This window comes from Rhizobacter sp., from assembly GCF_046595475.1.
GTDB lineage: Bacteria > Pseudomonadota > Gammaproteobacteria > Burkholderiales > Burkholderiaceae_C > Rhizobacter.
This window is the reverse complement of record NZ_JBKJOQ010000111.1, coordinates 24,330-40,318: the sequence shown is the minus strand read 5'-3', so window position 1 is coordinate 40,318 and position 15,989 is coordinate 24,330. Positions and strand designations below refer to the sequence as shown.

Sequence of the window (15,989 nt, the reverse complement as noted above, 5' to 3'; positions counted from 1 at the left end):
CCTCGATCAAGGCCAGCATGCCGGTGAACTGCGAGAACAGCAACACACGCCGACCTTCGTCCAGCATGCGGGGCAAGGTTTCCATCAGCCAGTCGAGTTTGGCCGAGCCCGGGGCGTCGCTTGGTGATGACGTCGACGAAGTTGGCAGGAGGCGAGGATCGCAGCAAACCTGGCGCAACCGCACCAGGGCTTCCAGGATTTCGAACTGCGAGGAACCCAAGCCCTTGTTGGCCAGCGCATCACGCACGGTTTTTTCGGTCGACAGGCGGATGCTTTCATACAGGTCGGCCTGGCCGTCGTCGAACTCGATATTGGCCACCGTTTCCTGTTTATCCGGCAGGTCGGTTGCGACCTCGTGTTTGGTACGTCGCAGCATAAAGGGTGTGATGCGGCGGCGCAACTGGGCCAGGCGTTCGTTGTCCACCTGTTGTTCAATCGGCGTGCGGTACAGCGCCCGAAAACGCGCGGCGCTGCCCAGAAAGCCCGGCATCAGGAAGTTGAACAAGCTCCACAACTCGCCCAGATGGTTTTCCATGGGTGTGCCCGACAGGCAAAGCCGGTGCCGCGTGTTCAGTTCGGCCACCACACGCGCGGCCTGGCTGCTGGCGTTTTTGATGTGTTGCGCCTCGTCCAGCACCACGAGGTGCCAGGCCTGTTGCAGCCAGTGTGTTCGGTCGCGCTGTAGCAGCGAGTAGGGTGCAATCACAATGTCGCAGCCACCCATGCGTGCCGCGGCGCGGTGGCGTTTTTGTCCATGCACAACAATCACGCGCAGGCCCGGCGTGAAACGTGTCGCCTCGCGCCGCCAGTTGCCCATCAGGCTGAGAGGCGCCAGGATCAGTGCCGGCCGGTCCAGGCGGCCGGCTTCTTTTTCACACTGGATGTGGGCCAGGGTTTGCAGCGTTTTGCCCAGGCCCATGTCGTCGGCCAGGATGCCGCCCAGCTTGTGCGTGCGCAGGAACTGCAACCAGCGCAGGCCTTGCAGTTGGTAAGGGCGAAGTTCGGCGTTTAGCCCGAGGGGTGCAGGGATGGTCGGCAGGGAGACACCGCCGGCCAGCGGACCGAGTGCATCGAGCAAGTCTTGTGCGCCTTGCCAGATCGGGTTGTCGCCGCTGGTTTCGTGCAGCGCGATGCCCAAGCGCAAGGCCTCCAGCCGCGACAAACGAAGAGAGCCTTCGTGAAAGGCGCTGTGGCTGTCCTTGTGCTGCGCACGTTCGGCCAGGACGTCGAGCAGCGCCTGCAGCCAGGGCCGCAGCGGCTCGCAGGGCAGGCGCCAGTAGCTGCCATCGTGCTGGCGCAGGTAGATGTAGGTCGGCAACTGCAGGGTGACAAGCGGCCGGCCCGTGCTGTCGGGCGCGCCGCTGGCGGCCAGGCCCAGTTGCGCCAGCAGCTCGGGCAGCAGCGGCAGGATGTTGCGGCGCTCACCGTTGATATTCATGCCCAGCGAGAGGCGAAACCACTGTGCTTCACCGGCACCCGTGGCGCCGATGTCGGCGAGATCACCCGCGTCGCTTTCCATGCGTGCGTCCAGCGTGTCGGCCCGCGCGATCCAGCTTGCCAGTCCGGACGCGACGCTGACCTCGAACCCGGCCGTACGAAACAGCGCGAAATCGTCGTCCAGCCACTGCAGCCAGGGCTGCTGCTGGGCCATGGAGAGAAAGGTCCGCAAGAACTGGCCACGTGCATCGCCGGCCAGGCCAAGTTTGTGCAGCGCGCGGTCTGCGGCATGTTCGGCGGGCAGATCGCGGTAGAGCAGGGTCTGCTCACCGGCAACGGTGGTTTCGATGCGCACCGGGTTGTGGTCGTTGAGCGCGTAATGAAACAGGCCGCCGTAGTTGAAACGCAGGGTGGCACTCAGCAGGCCGCGTTGCTCCACCAGTTCGGGCGGAACGGCTTCGATGTGCAGGTGCGGGATGGGCGCGGGGCCGGCCGGCATGTCCGCCGGCTCGGGTGGTGGCATGTCCGGTGTTTTTGCTGCGACCGGGGCGGTGTCGCCAAACAGATCCAGCGACGGGCCGCTTGGAAAACGTTGGCTGGACATGGTTGCTGTGCTTGTCTCTTGCTCGGTGGCTGGCTCGAATCTCGCCGAGGGCTCGCTTCGCAACACGCTGAACAGATCCCCGACAGGAACGGTGATGGGCCGGGGTGCTGGATGGGCGAGGACCTCGTCATGCTCAAACGTGTTGGCCGACTGGTAGGCCGCCTTGACAGCCAGCGCGGCACTGTGCCGGCAGTTGCGGCTCACGCCGCAGTTGCAACGGCCGCTGAAAAAAGTGATCTCGCCGTCGGCCGAGGCCTCGAGTTCGGCCGTGACCTCATGGCGTGTCGCGGTTTTGCCGCCGGTACGCACCGTGCCTGCCAGACTCCATTCGCGGGTGTTGACGCGGCTGATGCTGCAGTCTTCCACCTGCTGGTTGCGGTAAAGCGCCAGGCCGGTTTCGAAGCTGGCTTTGGGGAACTGCGCGGACAGCGAGACCAGGTTCAGCCGCAGCCCGTCTCCGCTCAAAGGCTGGGTGGGGCGGAAGTGACGAACTGCGCCAGCACGCCGGCCGGCCTGTCCGACACGCCGGCGGCGTGGGCCTGTTCGTCGGCGTGGTAGCTGCTGCGCACCATGGCGCCGACGGCGGCGTGCGTGAAGCCCATTTTGTAGGCTTCGGCCTCAAACATCTTGAAGGTGTCGGGGTGTACGTAACGACGCACCGGCAGGTGGCTGGTCGAGGGCGCCAGGTACTGGCCGATCGTCAGCATGTTGATGTTGTGCGCGCGCATGTCGCGCATGACCTGCAGGATTTCTTCATCGGTTTCGCCCAGGCCGACCATGATGCCGCTTTTGGTCGGCACGTCGGGGTGCAGGGCCTTGAACTTTTTCAGCAGGTTCAGGCTGAACTGGTAGTCCGAGCCGGGACGTGCTTCCTTGTACAGGCGCGGCGCGGTTTCCAGGTTGTGGTTCATCACGTCGGGCGGCGCAGCCTTCAAGATTTCGAGTGCGCGATCCATGCGGCCACGGAAGTCGGGCGTCAAGATTTCAATGCGCGTCTTGGGCGACAGCTCGCGCACCTGGCGGATGCAATCGACGAAGTGCTGGGCGCCGCCATCACGCAAGTCATCACGGTCGACGCTTGTGATCACCACGTAGTTGAGCTTGAGCGCCGCAATGGTCTTGGCCAGGTTGGCGGGCTCGTTCACGTCGAGCGGGTCCGGCCGGCCGTGGCCCACATCGCAGAAGGGGCAGCGGCGCGTGCACTTGTCGCCCATGATCATGAAGGTGGCGGTGCCACCGCCGAAGCACTCGCCGATGTTGGGGCACGAGGCTTCTTCGCACACAGTGTGCAAATTGTGCTCGCGCAAGATCTTCTTGATCTCGTAGAAGCGGCTGTTGTGCGAGCCGGCCTTCACGCGTATCCAGTCGGGCTTCTTGAGCGCTTCGACGGGCACGATCTTGATGGGAATGCGTGCAGTCTTGGCCTGCGATTTCTGCTTGGCCGTGGCGTCGTAGCTCGCCGGGTCTTGCGCTTGATGGACGACGTTGTCGGTCGACATGGGAAGGAAACTTTCTGAAGAGCTTTCAGCTCAGGTGAGACGCCAGGCGCTGGCCGAGTTGCTGTGCGATGTCGGCGCACTCGGCGGTGACGCCCAGTGTAGCCAGGTCGACTGTTTGGAGCCCGGCGTAGCCGCAGGGGTTGATGCCGCCGAAGGGGCTCAGGTCCATGGCCACGTTGAGTGCCACGCCGTGATAAGTGCAATGCCGGCTGACCTTGATGCCGAGCGCGGCGATCTTGCCGAGGCCCGTAAAGGGGTCGGTGCGCGGGCCGGTAATGGTTGCGTGGCCGCCAGGGTCGGCCAAGTTCACATAGATGCCCGGCGCACCCGCTACCCGGTGGCCGGTGATGCTCACCGACTCCAGCGTTTTGATCACGCTGTGCTCCAGCCGGTAAACGTATTCCTTGACGAAGATGTTGAGGCGGCGCAGGTCGATCAACGGGTAGGCCACCACCTGGCCGGGGCCGTGGTACGTGACCTGGCCGCCGCGGTTGGTCTGCACGATCGGGATGCCTTGTGCGGCCAGAACATGCTCGGCCTTGCCGGCCACGCCTTGGGTGTAGACCGGCTCGTGCTCGCACAACCAGATCTCGTCGGGTGTGTCGGCCCCGCGCGCTTCGGTGTAGGCGCGCATCTCGTTCAGGGCTTGCAGATAGGGCAACCGACCCCGCAGGCGCAACACGGGCGTGTCAGCCCGGGGTGGGGTGCGAGCGTAGGAGGTTTCTGACATCACCCCCCAATTGTCGGCGGGCGGCAAAGCCTGCATCAACGAAAGCGTGAATCAGTGCATCCACCGCGCCAAACCCTGCGTAGTGCAGCTATCCGGTCATCTTGCCGGGTGCACATCCAGGAGACCCCCATGCGACCCTCTTCTTTCAAACTCACCCCCCTGCTCGCAGCGGCGCTGCTCGCCGTCTGCGGCACCGCCGGCGCGTCCAGCCACCGCGAGGCGCCGTTCATCACCACCGTGCCCAAGGTGGATGCAAGCGACTTCTACATGTTCCGCAGCTACGAGACGGGCCGCAGCGCCTACACCACGCTGATTGCCAACTACCTCCCGCTGCAAGACGCCTACGGCGGCCCGAACTATTTCTCGCTAGACCCCAACGCGCTGTATGAGATCCACGTCGACAACAACGGCGACGCGCGCGAAGACATCACCTTCCAGTTCCGCTTCAAGAACACCCTGGCCAACAGCGGCAAGGGCATCGAGCTGCCCGTGGGCAGCAGCAGTGTGGGCATCCCGCTGGTGCAGGCGGGCGCCGTCTCGAACGTGAAGGACGCCAACCTCAACATCGCCGAAACCTTCACCGTATCCGTCGTGCGCGGTGACCGCCGCAGCGGCACCTCGGCCGCAGTGACCAACGCCGCCAACGGCGCCACCACCTTTGACAAGCCGGTCGACAACATCGGCATCAAGACCATCCCCGACTACCCGGCCTACGCGGCCAAGCACGTCTACAACGTCAACATTCCGGGCTGCACCACACCGGCCAAGCTGTTCGTCGGCCAGCGCAAGGACCCGTTCGCTGCCAACCTGGGCGTGATCTTCGACCTGGTGAACGCCTCGGTCGCCACCATCACCGACCCCTCGTTGATCGGCGCCGCACCCAACACCCTGGACGACAAGAATGTCACCACCTTGGCGATCGAAGTGCCCACCAGCTGCCTCACCGCCGGCAGCGAAACCGTGATCGGCGGCTGGACCACCGCCAGCCTGCGGCAGGCACGCTTGCTCGACCCGTCACCCAAGGCCGGGCACCAAACGAGCGAGAAGGCCGGTGGCGCATGGACCCAGGTCTCGCGCCTGGGCATGCCCCTGGTCAACGAAGTGGTCATCGGTCTGAAAGACAAGGATCGATTCAACAGCTCCAAGCCCAAGGACGACGCCCAGTTCGCCACCTACGTGACGAACCCTACGCTGCCCAAGCTGCTGGAGATTGCACTGGCCTTGCCCAACACGGCACCCACCAACTACCCGCGCCTCGACCTGGTCACGACCTTCCTGACCGGCATCACCGGCGTGAACAAGCCGGCCAACGTGGTCGCGTCTGAAATGTTGCGGCTGAACACGGCAATCGCACCGGTCGCTTTCGCGCAACAGAACCGCCTCGGCATCGTCGGCAACATCCTCGCCGGCGGAACCGACAACGCAGGCTACCCGAACGGCCGTCGCCCGAAAGACGACGTCATCGACATCTCGCTCGTCGCCGTGATGGGTGGGCTGTGCATGGCCAACGGCGACACCGACGCGCTGGGCTTTGGCACGGCGTGCAGGCCTTCGGCCGTGCCACTCGGTGCCACTTCCTTCAGGCTGCACGACGCCGTCGACCAGGCCGTGGTGCCGCTGATGGCCGGCTTCCCCTACCTGTACACGCCCGTTGGCGGCACACGTTGAGGAGCCGGGCCATGAAAACCACTAGCCTTTTCATGCTCACGGCACTGATGGCCGCAGGCCTTTCAGCGTGCGGAGGAATTGACTCCTCCGCCGCGCCGGCCGTGACTCAGGTGCCGGAATCAGCGGCGGCCTCGTCGCAAGCCTTTGCTGAGTACGTGCGCGACCTGCCCTCCAGTGAAACGCAGGAGCCACTGAGCCTGGACCTGGTCGCCACCGCGCCCACCAGCGAAGCAGACGACCAGATCATCTTGAACTGATCTTGTCCCCCGAGCGGCTGGCCCCACAAAGGCCGGCCGCTCTCTGGCCCACAACACCCCGCCCCCATGTCCAACACGCTCTCGACATTTGTGCAAAGCGCTGCGCTGGCCGCAGTGCTTTGCACAGGTTGCCTGGCTGCCCCTTTCGTGCCGCAAAGCGACACCGACGTCGTCGAGCGCCTGCCGCAGCGCATCGGCACGGCCGAAGCGCGCCGCGAGCAACGCGCGGCGCGCGAGCGCCTGCGCCAGCACCCCGGGCAGCTGCCCCTGGCTTTGCAGCTGGCTCACGAGGCCATCGGTCGCGCCCGCCAGCTCGGGGACCCGCGCGAGCTCGGCCAAGCCGAGGCGGCGCTTGCACCGTGGTGGAACCTGACAACCCCGCCCGCGCCGGTGCGCCTGCTGCGCGCCACCATCCGCCAAAGCCGGCATGAGTTCGGCCCCGCACTCGTCGACCTGGCCACCTTGCTGCAAGAGGGCGCGGCGCCGCTGGCGGTGCAGGCGCAAGCCGAACTCACGCGCGCCTCGGTGCTGCAAGTGCAAGGCCGCTGGCCGGCCGCAGGCGCTGGCTGCGAGCGTCTGGGCGGCAGCCGCTATGCGCCGCTCGGCGCGACCGTGCAACTGCTTGCGCAGGCCTGCCTCGCGGAGCTGGCCAGCCTGCAAGGCCATGCCGACCAAGCCGATGCGAGCCTGCGCGCGCTGGCGCAACCCGATGGCAGCGACAAAAACTGGCTCACGCTGATCCGCGCCGAGCTGGCCGAGCGCCGCGGCGACCCAGCCGCACAGGCGCTGTATCAAGAGGCGGTGCAGGTGCCGCAGCCCGAGGTCTACGCACTGGCCGCTTATGCGGACTGGCTGCTCGACCACGGCCGCGCTGCCGAAGTCATCACCTTGCTCGCCGGCCGCGAAGACGCCGACGCCCTGCTGCTGCGCCTCGCCATCGCCCGCAAGCGCCAGCATGACCCGCAGGCCGACGCCGCCATCGCCACACTGGCGGCACGCTTCGACGCCGCCGCCGTGCGCGGCGACATGAGCCACGGCCGCGAGCAGGCCCGCTTCGAGCTGGAGCTGAAGGGCAACGCAGCCGCCGCGCTGCGGCATGCCCAAGCCAACTGGGCCGTGCAGAAGGAGCCGGCCGATGCCCTGGTGCTGGTGCGCGCCGCCCTCGCGGCCGGGCAGCCGCAAGCAGCCGAGCCAGTGTGGCGCCTGGTGCGAGACACGGGCTGGCAAGACGCACGCCTGCAGGCTCTCGCGGCGCCGGTGAAAGGCATGACATGAATCGCCTCTTGTTTCGATGCGCGCTGCTGGCCTGCCTGCTACCTTTGTCAGCACAGGCCCACAAGCCCAGCGATGCGTACCTGCAGCTGCAGGTGCAAGGCTCGCAGGTGGAGCAGCGCTTCGACATTGCCTTGCGCGACCTGGAGCGCGACCTTGCGCTCGATGCCAACGACAACGGCCAGCTCGAATGGCGCGAAGTGCGCACACGCTGGGACGACATCGCCCAGCTCGCCGAACAAGGCTTGAGCCTGTCAGCCGACGGCCAGCCCTGCACCGCGGGTGCGCTCGGCACAGCGCAGCTCGACGAGCACAGCGATGGCCGCTACGTGGTGCTGACGCGCCGCTGGTTGTGCGCCGCCGACGTGCGCCAGCTCGACGTGGGCTACACGCTGTTCGCGCAGACCGACCCCACGCACCGCGGCATCGTGCGCGTGCAGCAGGGCGAGCACAGCGACACGGCGGTGCTGGTGCCGGGCGCGGTGGCGGCCCATCGCTTCGACCTGGCCTCGACCGCGGGCTTCAGCGGCTTCGTGCGCGAAGGCATGCACCACATTCTGATCGGCACCGACCACATCCTCTTCCTGCTGGCGCTGCTCTTGCCCGCCGTGCTGGTGCGCCGCGCCGGCGGCGGTTGGCAGGCCGCGCCGCGGGTGCAGCCTGTGCTGGCCGACGTGCTGCGCGTGGTCACCGCCTTCACCGTGGCGCACTCGATCACGCTGGCGCTCGCCGCCTTCGACGTGCTCAACCCGCCGTCGCGCTGGGTCGAGTCGATCATCGCGGCCAGCGTGGTGCTGGCCGCGCTCAACAACCTCTACCCGGTGGTGCGAGAGGGCCGCTGGAAGCTCACCTTCGTCTTCGGCCTGGTGCATGGCTTCGGCTTTGCCGGCGCACTGAAAGACCTGGGGCTTGCGAAAAGCGCGCTTGCACTGCCACTGTTCGGCTTCAATCTTGGGGTAGAGCTGGGGCAGCTGGCCATCGTGGCGGCGTTCTTCGCCGTGGTCTGGGCCGTGCGCGACACGCGTCTCTATCGAAGCGTCGGGCTGCGCGCCGGCTCAGCCGCCATCGCGGTGCTCGCGCTCGCCTGGCTGGTGGAGCGGGCGCTCGACATCAGGTTGCCCGGTCTCGCCTGATCAGAGAACGACTTTCACCAACGGGTGCGTGGACAGCGTGCGATACAGCTCGTCTAGCTGCTCGCGGCTGGTGGCGGTGACGGTGACCGTAACGCCCAAGTACTTGCCGCCACTGCTAGGGCGTATCTCGATGCTGGCCGCATCGAAGTCAGGGTCGAAGTGTTTGGCCACCTGGGTGACGGCGTGCACAAAGCCGTCAACGTTGGCCCCCATCACCTTGATGGGGAACTGCGACGGGTATTCAATGAGGGACTGCTCAGGTGGTATGTCTTGCATGGTGGCATTCATGCGCCAAGAATTGGGGGCACAGCGGGCAATTTCAAATCGACTGGCTCTGCTTGGCGCGCTGGTAGGCCTGGTACAGCCGCGCGTACACCGGGCCCGGCTTGCCGCGCAGCGCGCCGTGGCCTACCGACTCGCCGTCGAGCTGTGTCACGGGCAGCACCTCTTTCGCGGCAGAGCTGAGCATGATCTCGTCGGCGGCCAGCACATCGGCCTCGGGAATCGGGCGCAGATTGAAGGCAATGCCCTCTTCTTCGCACAGCTCGCGCAGCAGCTCATAGCGCACGCCTTCGAGCACATGCTCGCTCTTGGGTGGGCCCAGCAGTGCGCCTTCGTGCACCACCCACACGTTGCTGGCCGAAGCTTCGGTGAGGTAGCCGTCGCGCAGCATGATGGTCTCGGCCGCGCCGTGGTCGGCCGACATCTGGCGCGCCAACACGTTGCCCAGCAATGAGATCGACTTGATGTCGCCACGCTCCCAGCGGAAGTCGCGTGCCGTCACGCAGGCCACGCCCTTGTGGCGTTGCTCGGCCGTGGGCGCCGCCAGCGGGCTGCACATGATGAACACGGTGGGCGCAAGGTCGGGGGGCATCACATGGTTGCGCGGCGCCACCCCACGCGTCACCTGCACGTAAACCAACAGGTCGTTGGCGCCCTGTGCCGCGATGAGCTTGCGGCAGTGCGCAAGCCACTGTGCTTCGCTGAACGGGTTGGCGATGCGCACCTTGGACAGGCTGCGGCCGAGGCGGGCCATGTGCTCGTCGAAGCGAAACACGCGGCGCCCGTAAACAGGGAAGGCCTCGTAGATGCCATCACCGAACATGAAGCCACGGTCGAGTACCGAGACCTTGGCGTCACGCAAGGCGACAACGTCACCGTTCAGGTAACACAGGCTGTCAGCGAGCTGGTCAGGAATGGCGGCCATGGCGCCTCCTTCGTGCATCAGGAAGGGCAGGTTACTTGATCCACAGGCGAATGGCATCCCATGCCCGGCCAAAAATGCCGGCTTGTTCGACCGCCGTCAGCACCACCAGTGGCCGCTCGGCAACCAGCGTGCCTGCGGGGGTGGTCACCCGAAGCGTGCCCACGCGTTGGCCTTGTGCCAGCGGCGCGACCAGCGGGTCGGTGCGCTCGATCTTGGTCTGCAGCTTGGCACCGTCGCCCTTGGGCACGCTCACGAACACGGCGGCGGCGCTGCCCAGGCGTGCTTCATTGGTCTTGCCCTTCCACACCGGCACGGTGGCGAGGGCCTTGTCGGCTTCGAACAGGCGCACGGTGTCGAAGGCCTGGAAGCCCCAGTTCAGGAGCTTCTGGCTTTCGTTGGCGCGCGCGTCCATCGAAGCCGCGCCCAGCACCACACTGAGCAAGCGGCGCTTGCCGCCGCCCGTGCCTATGGCCGCCAGGTTGGGGAAGTCGCGCTGCGCAGACACCACCATGCAGTAGCCGGCGGCCTCGGTGTAGCCGGTCTTCATGCCGTCTACGCTCGGGTCGCGCAGCAGCAGCACGTTGCGGTTGTTCTCGTTGGTGGTGGGTGAGCCTTCGAAGTGGTACTTCTTGATCGAGTAGATCGGGTAGTACTCGGGGAAGTCGCTGATGATGTGGCCGGCAATCACGGCCACGTCACGCGCCGTGCTCTTGTGGCCGGCTTCGGTGAGCCCGGTCACGTTCTTGAAGCTGGTGTTCTTCAGGCCCCAGGCCTGGGCTTGGCGGTTCATCATGCCGACGAAGAGGTCCAGGCTACCGGCCACGCCTTCGGCCAGCGCCACCGAGGCATCGTTGCCCGAGTTGACGATCACGCCGCGCAGCAGGTCGGCCACTTTCGGCGTCGAGCGCGGCTCGATGAACATCAGCGAGCCACCGCCCTTGCGCTCTTCCCAAGCACGCACCGAGACCGGCAGCGTCTGCTCGAGCGTGAGCTTTTTTTCCTTCAAGGCGGTGAAGGCGATGTAGGCCGTCATCAGCTTGGTGAGCGAAGCCGGGTCAGCCAGAACATCGGCTTCGCGCTCGGCCAGGGTCTGGCCAGTGCTGAGGTCGAGCAGCAGGTAGCTGCGCACCGCCATCTCGGGCGGCGTGGGTGCCTGGGCGAAGGACGACGCGGCTGCAGCCAGCGTCAAGACGAGGGCAATGATTCTTTTCATGAGGAGGTTCAGGTTCGGGAGAGGAAAGCGTGTGGGCCACGCCCGGGCTTATGACCCGTGGCGCACCACAAGGTTCTTGAGCAGCGTGAGCTGCCCATGAAAGAAATGGCCGGCACCGGGGATCACGACCACCGGCAAGGCCTGCGGCCGCGCCCAATCGAGGGTGGCCGACAGCGGCACCACGTCATCGGTTTCGCCATGGATGACCAGCGTGCCTTCGGGCACCGTGGGCATCTGCTGTTTCTGCGTCGACGGGCCGACCAACACCAGCGAGGCGGCCTTGGCGTCATCTGGCAAACGCTGGGCGGCTTGCGACACCACGTAGGCGCCGAAGGAGAAGCCGGCCAATGCCAGCGGCAAGGCGACATCGCGGTGCGCGGCGATCACGGCCAGGGTGTCGTCGGTTTCACCACGGCCTTCGTCGAAGCTGCCTTCAGAGGCGCCCACGCCGCGGAAGTTGAAACGCACCGCGCGGTAGCTCAGTTGAACAAAGGCACGCGCAAGGGTCTGGGCCACCTTGTTGTCTAGCGTGCCGCCACCTTGCGGGTGCGGGTGGCAGACCACAACCACGCCGCGCGCGGCCTCAGCAGGTTCGTCGATCGCGCATTCGATGCTGCCGGCAGGGCCAGCGATGCGCGTGCGTTGGGTTTGCGCGTTCATCGGCCCACGTTGTCAGGCAGCAGCAGGCGCTCAACCACCACACCATTTTTCAGGTGCGAGTCGACGATCTCGTCGATGTCGTCGTTGTCCACATAGGTGTACCAGACGGCCTCGGGGTAGACCACGGCCACCGGGCCACCGGCGCAGCGGTCCATGCAGCCCGCTTTGTTCACACGCACGCCGCCGGGGCCGTTGAGCTTCTCGGCCTTGGCGCGCGACTTACAGCGGTCGAAGCCGGCTTGGGCGTTGTGGTTGGCGCAGCTGTCTTCGCTGCTGTCGCGCTGGTTGAGGCAGAAAAAGATGTGGCGCTTGAAGTAGGTCATGGGCCATTTTACGGAGGGTCGTCGCGCACGGCCACGCGGGTGAGCAGGTACACCAGCGCCGCATAAGGCCACAGCCAGCCCACCCACTGCGCAGCCCCGTGAAAACGGATGAAGCGGCCCTGCTCCCAGGCTTGCAGGCTTTCAGCGTAGTAAGGGTCGATCGGCGCTCGTGCCACCAGCGCCACCAGCACGGTCAGCACCACCAGCCCCAGGCCAGCCGCCCCGCGCCTAGGCATGAAGGCCAAGGCGAGCGCTAGCATGCCGCCCACCACGAGCGCGGGCACCACCGCCGGTGTGAGCCAGGCCAGGGCGTGTTGCGGGCCGAAATTAAGCGCCGTCGACAAGGTGGTGACGGCCAAGCCCACCGCGAGCGCGGCGGGCACCGGCGCGGCGCGCCGCCAGCCCGACTGCACAACGGTGAAGGCCACCAGGCAGGGCGCCAGGAAGCCAAGCACGATGGCCACCCACTCCGCCCCGCGAGACAGTGGCGTGAGCGCCTCGCGGGCATTGACCCACCCCTCGACCCAGCTTGCCCAGGGTGTGCCATTGAGCGCCGCGGCGGCGACCTCTTGCAGGCGCACCAGCACCTGGCCGAGCCCGAAAGGCACCGGCACCGGAAACAAGAGCGCCACCGGCCACAGCAGCAAGAGCGCGATGCCACCGGCGCTGTGGCTGATGAACCAACGATCTCGCACCACCTGCCAGCGGTCGACACCCCCCAGCGCGCGCACCGCCAAGGCCACCAGCAGGCCCAGCGCGGTGCCGGCAGTGTTCAGCAGCCAGTCGGCGAGCGAGGGCACGCGTTGCGGCAGCCAGTTCTGCAGGCTTTCCATGCACAGCGAGAGCGCCGCGCCGACCAACACCGTGGTGACGGCCGAGACCGCCAATGGGCGGCCGCTGCGCACTTGCGCGCCGAAGAGCAAGGCGCCGAAAGGCATGTAGCCCAGCAGGTTGGACATGAGGTCGAAGCCCGTCCACCATGGCCGCCATGGCATGTGACCCAAGCCGAAGAAGGGCACGCCCGCGGGCTGCTTCCAGCCCGTGAAAGGCGACAGGCTGGCGTAAATGATGAGCGCCGCATACAGCAGCGCGAGTGGCGCGGCAGAGCTGCGGTGCCTGGCCATTTCAGATCAGAAAGGCTTGACGACCACCAAGATGACGATGAGGGCGAACAAGACCACCGCCGACTCATTGAAGACGCGAAACCAGCGCTCGCTGCGCTGATTGCTGAAGCTCTCAAACTTGCGCAGCAGCGAGCGGCACGCGTGGTGATAGCCAAGCGCCAGCACCACGAGCACAAGCTTGGCATGCAGCCAGCCGCCCTTCACGCCAAAGCCCAGCCAGAGCCAAAGGCCCAGCAGCAGCGCAGGCACCATCAAGAAGCTGGTGAAGCGGTAGAGCTTGCGCGCCATCATCAACAAGCGCTCGCGCTCGGCATGGCTGTCAGCAGGCACCGAGGCCAGGTTGACGAACAAGCGAGGCAAGTAAAAGAGCCCGGCGAACCAGCTGGCCACGAAGACGATGTGTAAGGCTTTGACCCACAAATACAAGCTGCTCATGCGGCGGCATTATGGGCGACACATAAAAAAGCCCCGACCATGCGGCCGGGGCTGGAAAGCCTCATCGCTGTCATCACGGTAAGGCTCCTGCTCAGGGAGGAAAAGCAGGGAACAACGGCCTTGCGGCTATCATCCGGAGTCGACTTTAGCAGATGACCCCCGGGCGAAAACAGGCCTCACAGCCCCGGAAAAACACGCACTTGCCAACTATGCCGCGACCTGCGTTTTGTTCATCTCGAGCCTACAGATAACAAGCCAGACAACACGCCAGGAACCGCGCCGTGCACACCCCTCCTCTCTTTCCTGCCAGCCGGCCCCGACGCCTGCGCCGCGATGAGTTCACGCGCGCCCTGGTGTGCGAACACCAGGTGCTCACGAGCGACCTGATCCTGCCGGTCTTCGTGCTGCCGGGCAAAAACAAGATCCAAAACATAGCCTCCATGCCGGGTGTGCAGCGCTTGAGCCTCGACCAGTTGCTGCCGGTGGCCGACGAGTGCGTGCGTCTGGGCATCCCGGTGATGGCCTTGTTTCCGGTGATCGACCCCAAGAACAAGACCGAAGACGGCGCAGAGGCGCTGAACCCGCAAGGCCTGGTCCCCAAGGTCGTGCGCGAGCTGAAGAAGCGTTTTCCAGAGCTGGGCATCCTGACCGACGTGGCGCTAGACCCCTACACCAGCCACGGGCAAGACGGCGTGCGCGACGCGAGCGGCTACATCCTCAACGACGAGACGGTGAAGATCCTCACCCAGCAGGCGCTGGTGCAGGCCGAGGCCGGCGTCGACATCGTGGCGCCCAGCGACATGATGGACGGGCGCATCGGCTCGATCCGCAACGCCCTCGAGCGCCGCGGCTTCATCCACACCAAGATCATGGCCTACAGCGCCAAGTACGCGAGCGCCTTCTACGGCCCCTTCCGCGACGCCGTAGGCTCGGCCGGCAACCTGGGCAAGGGCAACAAGAAGGCCTACCAGATGGACCCGGCCAACACCGACGAAGCGCTGCGCGAAGTGGCGCTCGACATCGCCGAAGGCGCAGACATGGTGATGGTGAAGCCCGGCATGCCTTACCTCGACATCGTGCGCCGCGTGAAAGACGAGTTCCGCGTGCCCACCTTCGCTTATCAGGTGAGCGGCGAATACGCGATGCTCAAGGCCGCGGCCAACAATGGCTGGCTCGACAACGACGCCGTGCTGATGGAAAGCCTGCTCGCGTTCAAGCGCGCTGGCGCCGATGGCGTGCTGACGTATTTCGCGCTGGAAGCCGCGAGGCTCATCCGGCCACAGCCCTGAGCGCATCGCAACCCATGCGTATCTTTCACCTCCACGCGGACCAGTTCGCCGAGCTGCATGAGCTGCCCGAGCAAATGCCCGCCACTGGCTACCTGTGGGTGGGCACGGCGCGGCGTGAGTTCGAGGTCAACCTCGGCACGCTGCAGGGCGCGCTTCAACGTTGGGTAGGCGGGCAGCTGGTCGACTTGCATGTGTCTGACCTGCTCAACAACCAGCTGCCCTCGCACTTCGACTACACCTCGCTGTACGACCTGCTGGTGTTCCGCCGGCTCGCAGCCGGCAACGGCAGCAGTAGCCTGTTTCTCGACGAGCAGAGCGGCACGCTGTCCAGCGCCAGGCGTGCCCTCGAAGCCATAGACACCAGCCCGGTCGGCTTTGCCGTTTTCGACCGCGTGCTGCTCACCGTGCACCCGACCGACTGCATGGTGCGCGACTTCTATGCGGGCAAACTGCAGCAAATGGTGCAGAGCGCCGACGCCCGCGCCGACCAGCGCGGCGGCGCCTCCCGCCTTCCCACCAGCCCGGCCGATTTGATGCTGCGCATGGTCAACCACATGGTCGACAGCTACCTGGAGCTGCGGCGCCTGCTGACCAAGCAACTGGGCTACCTGCAGCAAGAGCTCTTCAACCCGCGCAGCCGCTTCGACAGCTGGCAGGTGTTGCTCGACTCGCGCAATGCCCTGCACCAGCTGGAAGACATTTGCGAGGACCAGCGCAGCGCCATCGTCGAGTGGATAGACGGGCTGGACGAATGGCCTACCGCCACCGAGCCGCAGGCCGCCCGCGAGCGCGAGCTGCTGCGCGTGCGCTCACGCGACGTGCTGGAGCACATCGAGCGTGTGCTGGGCCACGTGAGGCGGCTCGAATCGTCAGCCGAGACCGCGGTGCAGATGCATTTCTCGGCACAAAGCAACCGCACCAACGACATCATGCGCACGCTCACCGTGCTGACCGCCATCTTCATGCCGCTGAATCTGATCACCGGCTTCTTCGGCATGAATTTCGACGGCATGCCGCTCATTCACGCGGCCACCGGCGTGTGGACGGCCAGCGTGGTGATGGCGATCATGGGCCTGGGGCTGGGCTGGTTCTTCTGGCGCAAGCGCTACCTGAGCACGTCGCAACACCGCTGAAGCGA

Annotated in this window: 16 protein-coding genes; 6 read left to right on the top strand and 10 right to left on the bottom strand. The window is 65.9% G+C overall.

Features of this window, described 5'->3' with window-relative positions:
* The 3 genes from AC30QB_RS20315 to lipB all read right to left on the bottom strand — a co-directional run.
* Positions 1-2,506: DEAD/DEAH box helicase (locus AC30QB_RS20315; protein ID WP_489548088.1), on the bottom strand; the 2,506-nt coding region annotated here is incomplete at its 3' end.
* Positions 2,503-3,540 carry a lipoyl synthase gene (lipA, locus tag AC30QB_RS20310; RefSeq protein WP_489548087.1) on the bottom strand — a complete coding sequence of 346 codons (1,038 nt, stop codon included), beginning with the start codon at positions 3,538-3,540 and terminating at the stop codon, positions 2,503-2,505. The genes lipA and AC30QB_RS20315, both read right to left, overlap by 4 nt.
* Positions 3,541-3,565: 25 nt before the next feature.
* Positions 3,566-4,270: a lipoyl(octanoyl) transferase LipB gene (lipB, locus tag AC30QB_RS20305; RefSeq protein WP_489548086.1), complete on the bottom strand. Its 705-nt coding sequence runs from the start codon at positions 4,268-4,270 to the stop codon at positions 3,566-3,568.
* Positions 4,271-4,399: 129 nt separating this feature from the next.
* On the opposite strand from lipB, the gene AC30QB_RS20300 reads away from it, so the two are divergent.
* From AC30QB_RS20300 to AC30QB_RS20285, 4 genes are all read left to right on the top strand, one after another.
* Positions 4,400-5,938 carry a DUF4331 domain-containing protein gene (locus tag AC30QB_RS20300; RefSeq protein WP_489548085.1) on the top strand — a complete coding sequence of 513 codons (1,539 nt, stop codon included), beginning with the start codon at positions 4,400-4,402 and terminating at the stop codon, positions 5,936-5,938.
* An 11-nt stretch (positions 5,939-5,949) separates the two neighbouring features.
* The gene (locus AC30QB_RS20295; protein ID WP_489548084.1) at positions 5,950-6,195 is read left to right on the top strand and encodes a hypothetical protein; all 246 of its coding nucleotides are present in this window, start codon (positions 5,950-5,952) and stop codon (positions 6,193-6,195) included.
* Positions 6,196-6,261: 66 nt separating this feature from the next.
* Positions 6,262-7,470 carry a tetratricopeptide repeat protein gene (locus tag AC30QB_RS20290; RefSeq protein ID WP_489548083.1) on the top strand — a complete coding sequence of 403 codons (1,209 nt, stop codon included), beginning with the start codon at positions 6,262-6,264 and terminating at the stop codon, positions 7,468-7,470.
* Positions 7,467-8,600, top strand: a complete 1,134-nt coding sequence (locus AC30QB_RS20285) for a HupE/UreJ family protein (RefSeq protein WP_489548082.1) — start codon at positions 7,467-7,469, stop codon at positions 8,598-8,600. The genes AC30QB_RS20290 and AC30QB_RS20285 overlap by 4 nt, the downstream gene beginning before the upstream one ends.
* Here the strand turns inward: AC30QB_RS20285 and AC30QB_RS20280 are convergent, their stop codons facing one another.
* Genes AC30QB_RS20280 through AC30QB_RS20250 form a run of 7 tightly spaced genes read right to left on the bottom strand, consistent with a single transcriptional unit; the run spans position 8,601 to position 13,562 of the window.
* Positions 8,601-8,876 (bottom strand): YbeD family protein, encoded by a 276-nt coding sequence (locus AC30QB_RS20280; RefSeq protein ID WP_489548081.1) that lies wholly within the window; start codon positions 8,874-8,876, stop codon positions 8,601-8,603. It lies immediately after the preceding gene.
* Positions 8,877-8,919: 43 nt separating this feature from the next.
* The gene (locus AC30QB_RS20275; RefSeq protein ID WP_489548080.1) at positions 8,920-9,807 is read right to left on the bottom strand and encodes a D-amino acid aminotransferase; all 888 of its coding nucleotides are present in this window, start codon (positions 9,805-9,807) and stop codon (positions 8,920-8,922) included.
* 31 nt (positions 9,808-9,838) lie between these two features.
* Positions 9,839-11,020: a D-alanyl-D-alanine carboxypeptidase family protein gene (locus AC30QB_RS20270; protein WP_489548079.1), complete on the bottom strand. Its 1,182-nt coding sequence runs from the start codon at positions 11,018-11,020 to the stop codon at positions 9,839-9,841.
* Between the two features lie 48 nt (positions 11,021-11,068).
* A complete protein-coding gene (locus AC30QB_RS20265) occupies positions 11,069-11,680 on the bottom strand; it encodes an alpha/beta hydrolase (RefSeq protein WP_489548078.1) in 612 nt (203 codons plus the stop codon).
* Entirely contained in the window at positions 11,677-12,003 is a 327-nt protein-coding gene (locus AC30QB_RS20260) for a (2Fe-2S) ferredoxin domain-containing protein (protein ID WP_489548077.1), read from the bottom strand. The genes AC30QB_RS20265 and AC30QB_RS20260 overlap by 4 nt, the downstream gene beginning before the upstream one ends.
* An 8-nt stretch (positions 12,004-12,011) precedes the next feature.
* Entirely contained in the window at positions 12,012-13,127 is a 1,116-nt protein-coding gene (locus AC30QB_RS20255) for a VanZ family protein (protein WP_489548076.1), read from the bottom strand.
* Positions 13,128-13,133: 6 nt separating this feature from the next.
* Complete coding sequence (locus tag AC30QB_RS20250; RefSeq protein ID WP_489548075.1) at positions 13,134-13,562, bottom strand: CopD family protein; 429 nt, start codon at positions 13,560-13,562, stop codon at positions 13,134-13,136.
* Between the two features lie 281 nt (positions 13,563-13,843).
* Between AC30QB_RS20250 and hemB the strand changes: the two genes are divergently transcribed.
* Positions 13,844-14,851 carry a porphobilinogen synthase gene (hemB, locus tag AC30QB_RS20245; protein ID WP_489548074.1) on the top strand — a complete coding sequence of 336 codons (1,008 nt, stop codon included), beginning with the start codon at positions 13,844-13,846 and terminating at the stop codon, positions 14,849-14,851.
* A 14-nt stretch (positions 14,852-14,865) separates the two neighbouring features.
* Positions 14,866-15,984 carry a magnesium transporter CorA family protein gene (locus tag AC30QB_RS20240; protein WP_489548073.1) on the top strand — a complete coding sequence of 373 codons (1,119 nt, stop codon included), beginning with the start codon at positions 14,866-14,868 and terminating at the stop codon, positions 15,982-15,984.
* The last annotated feature ends 5 nt before the right edge of the window (positions 15,985-15,989 follow it).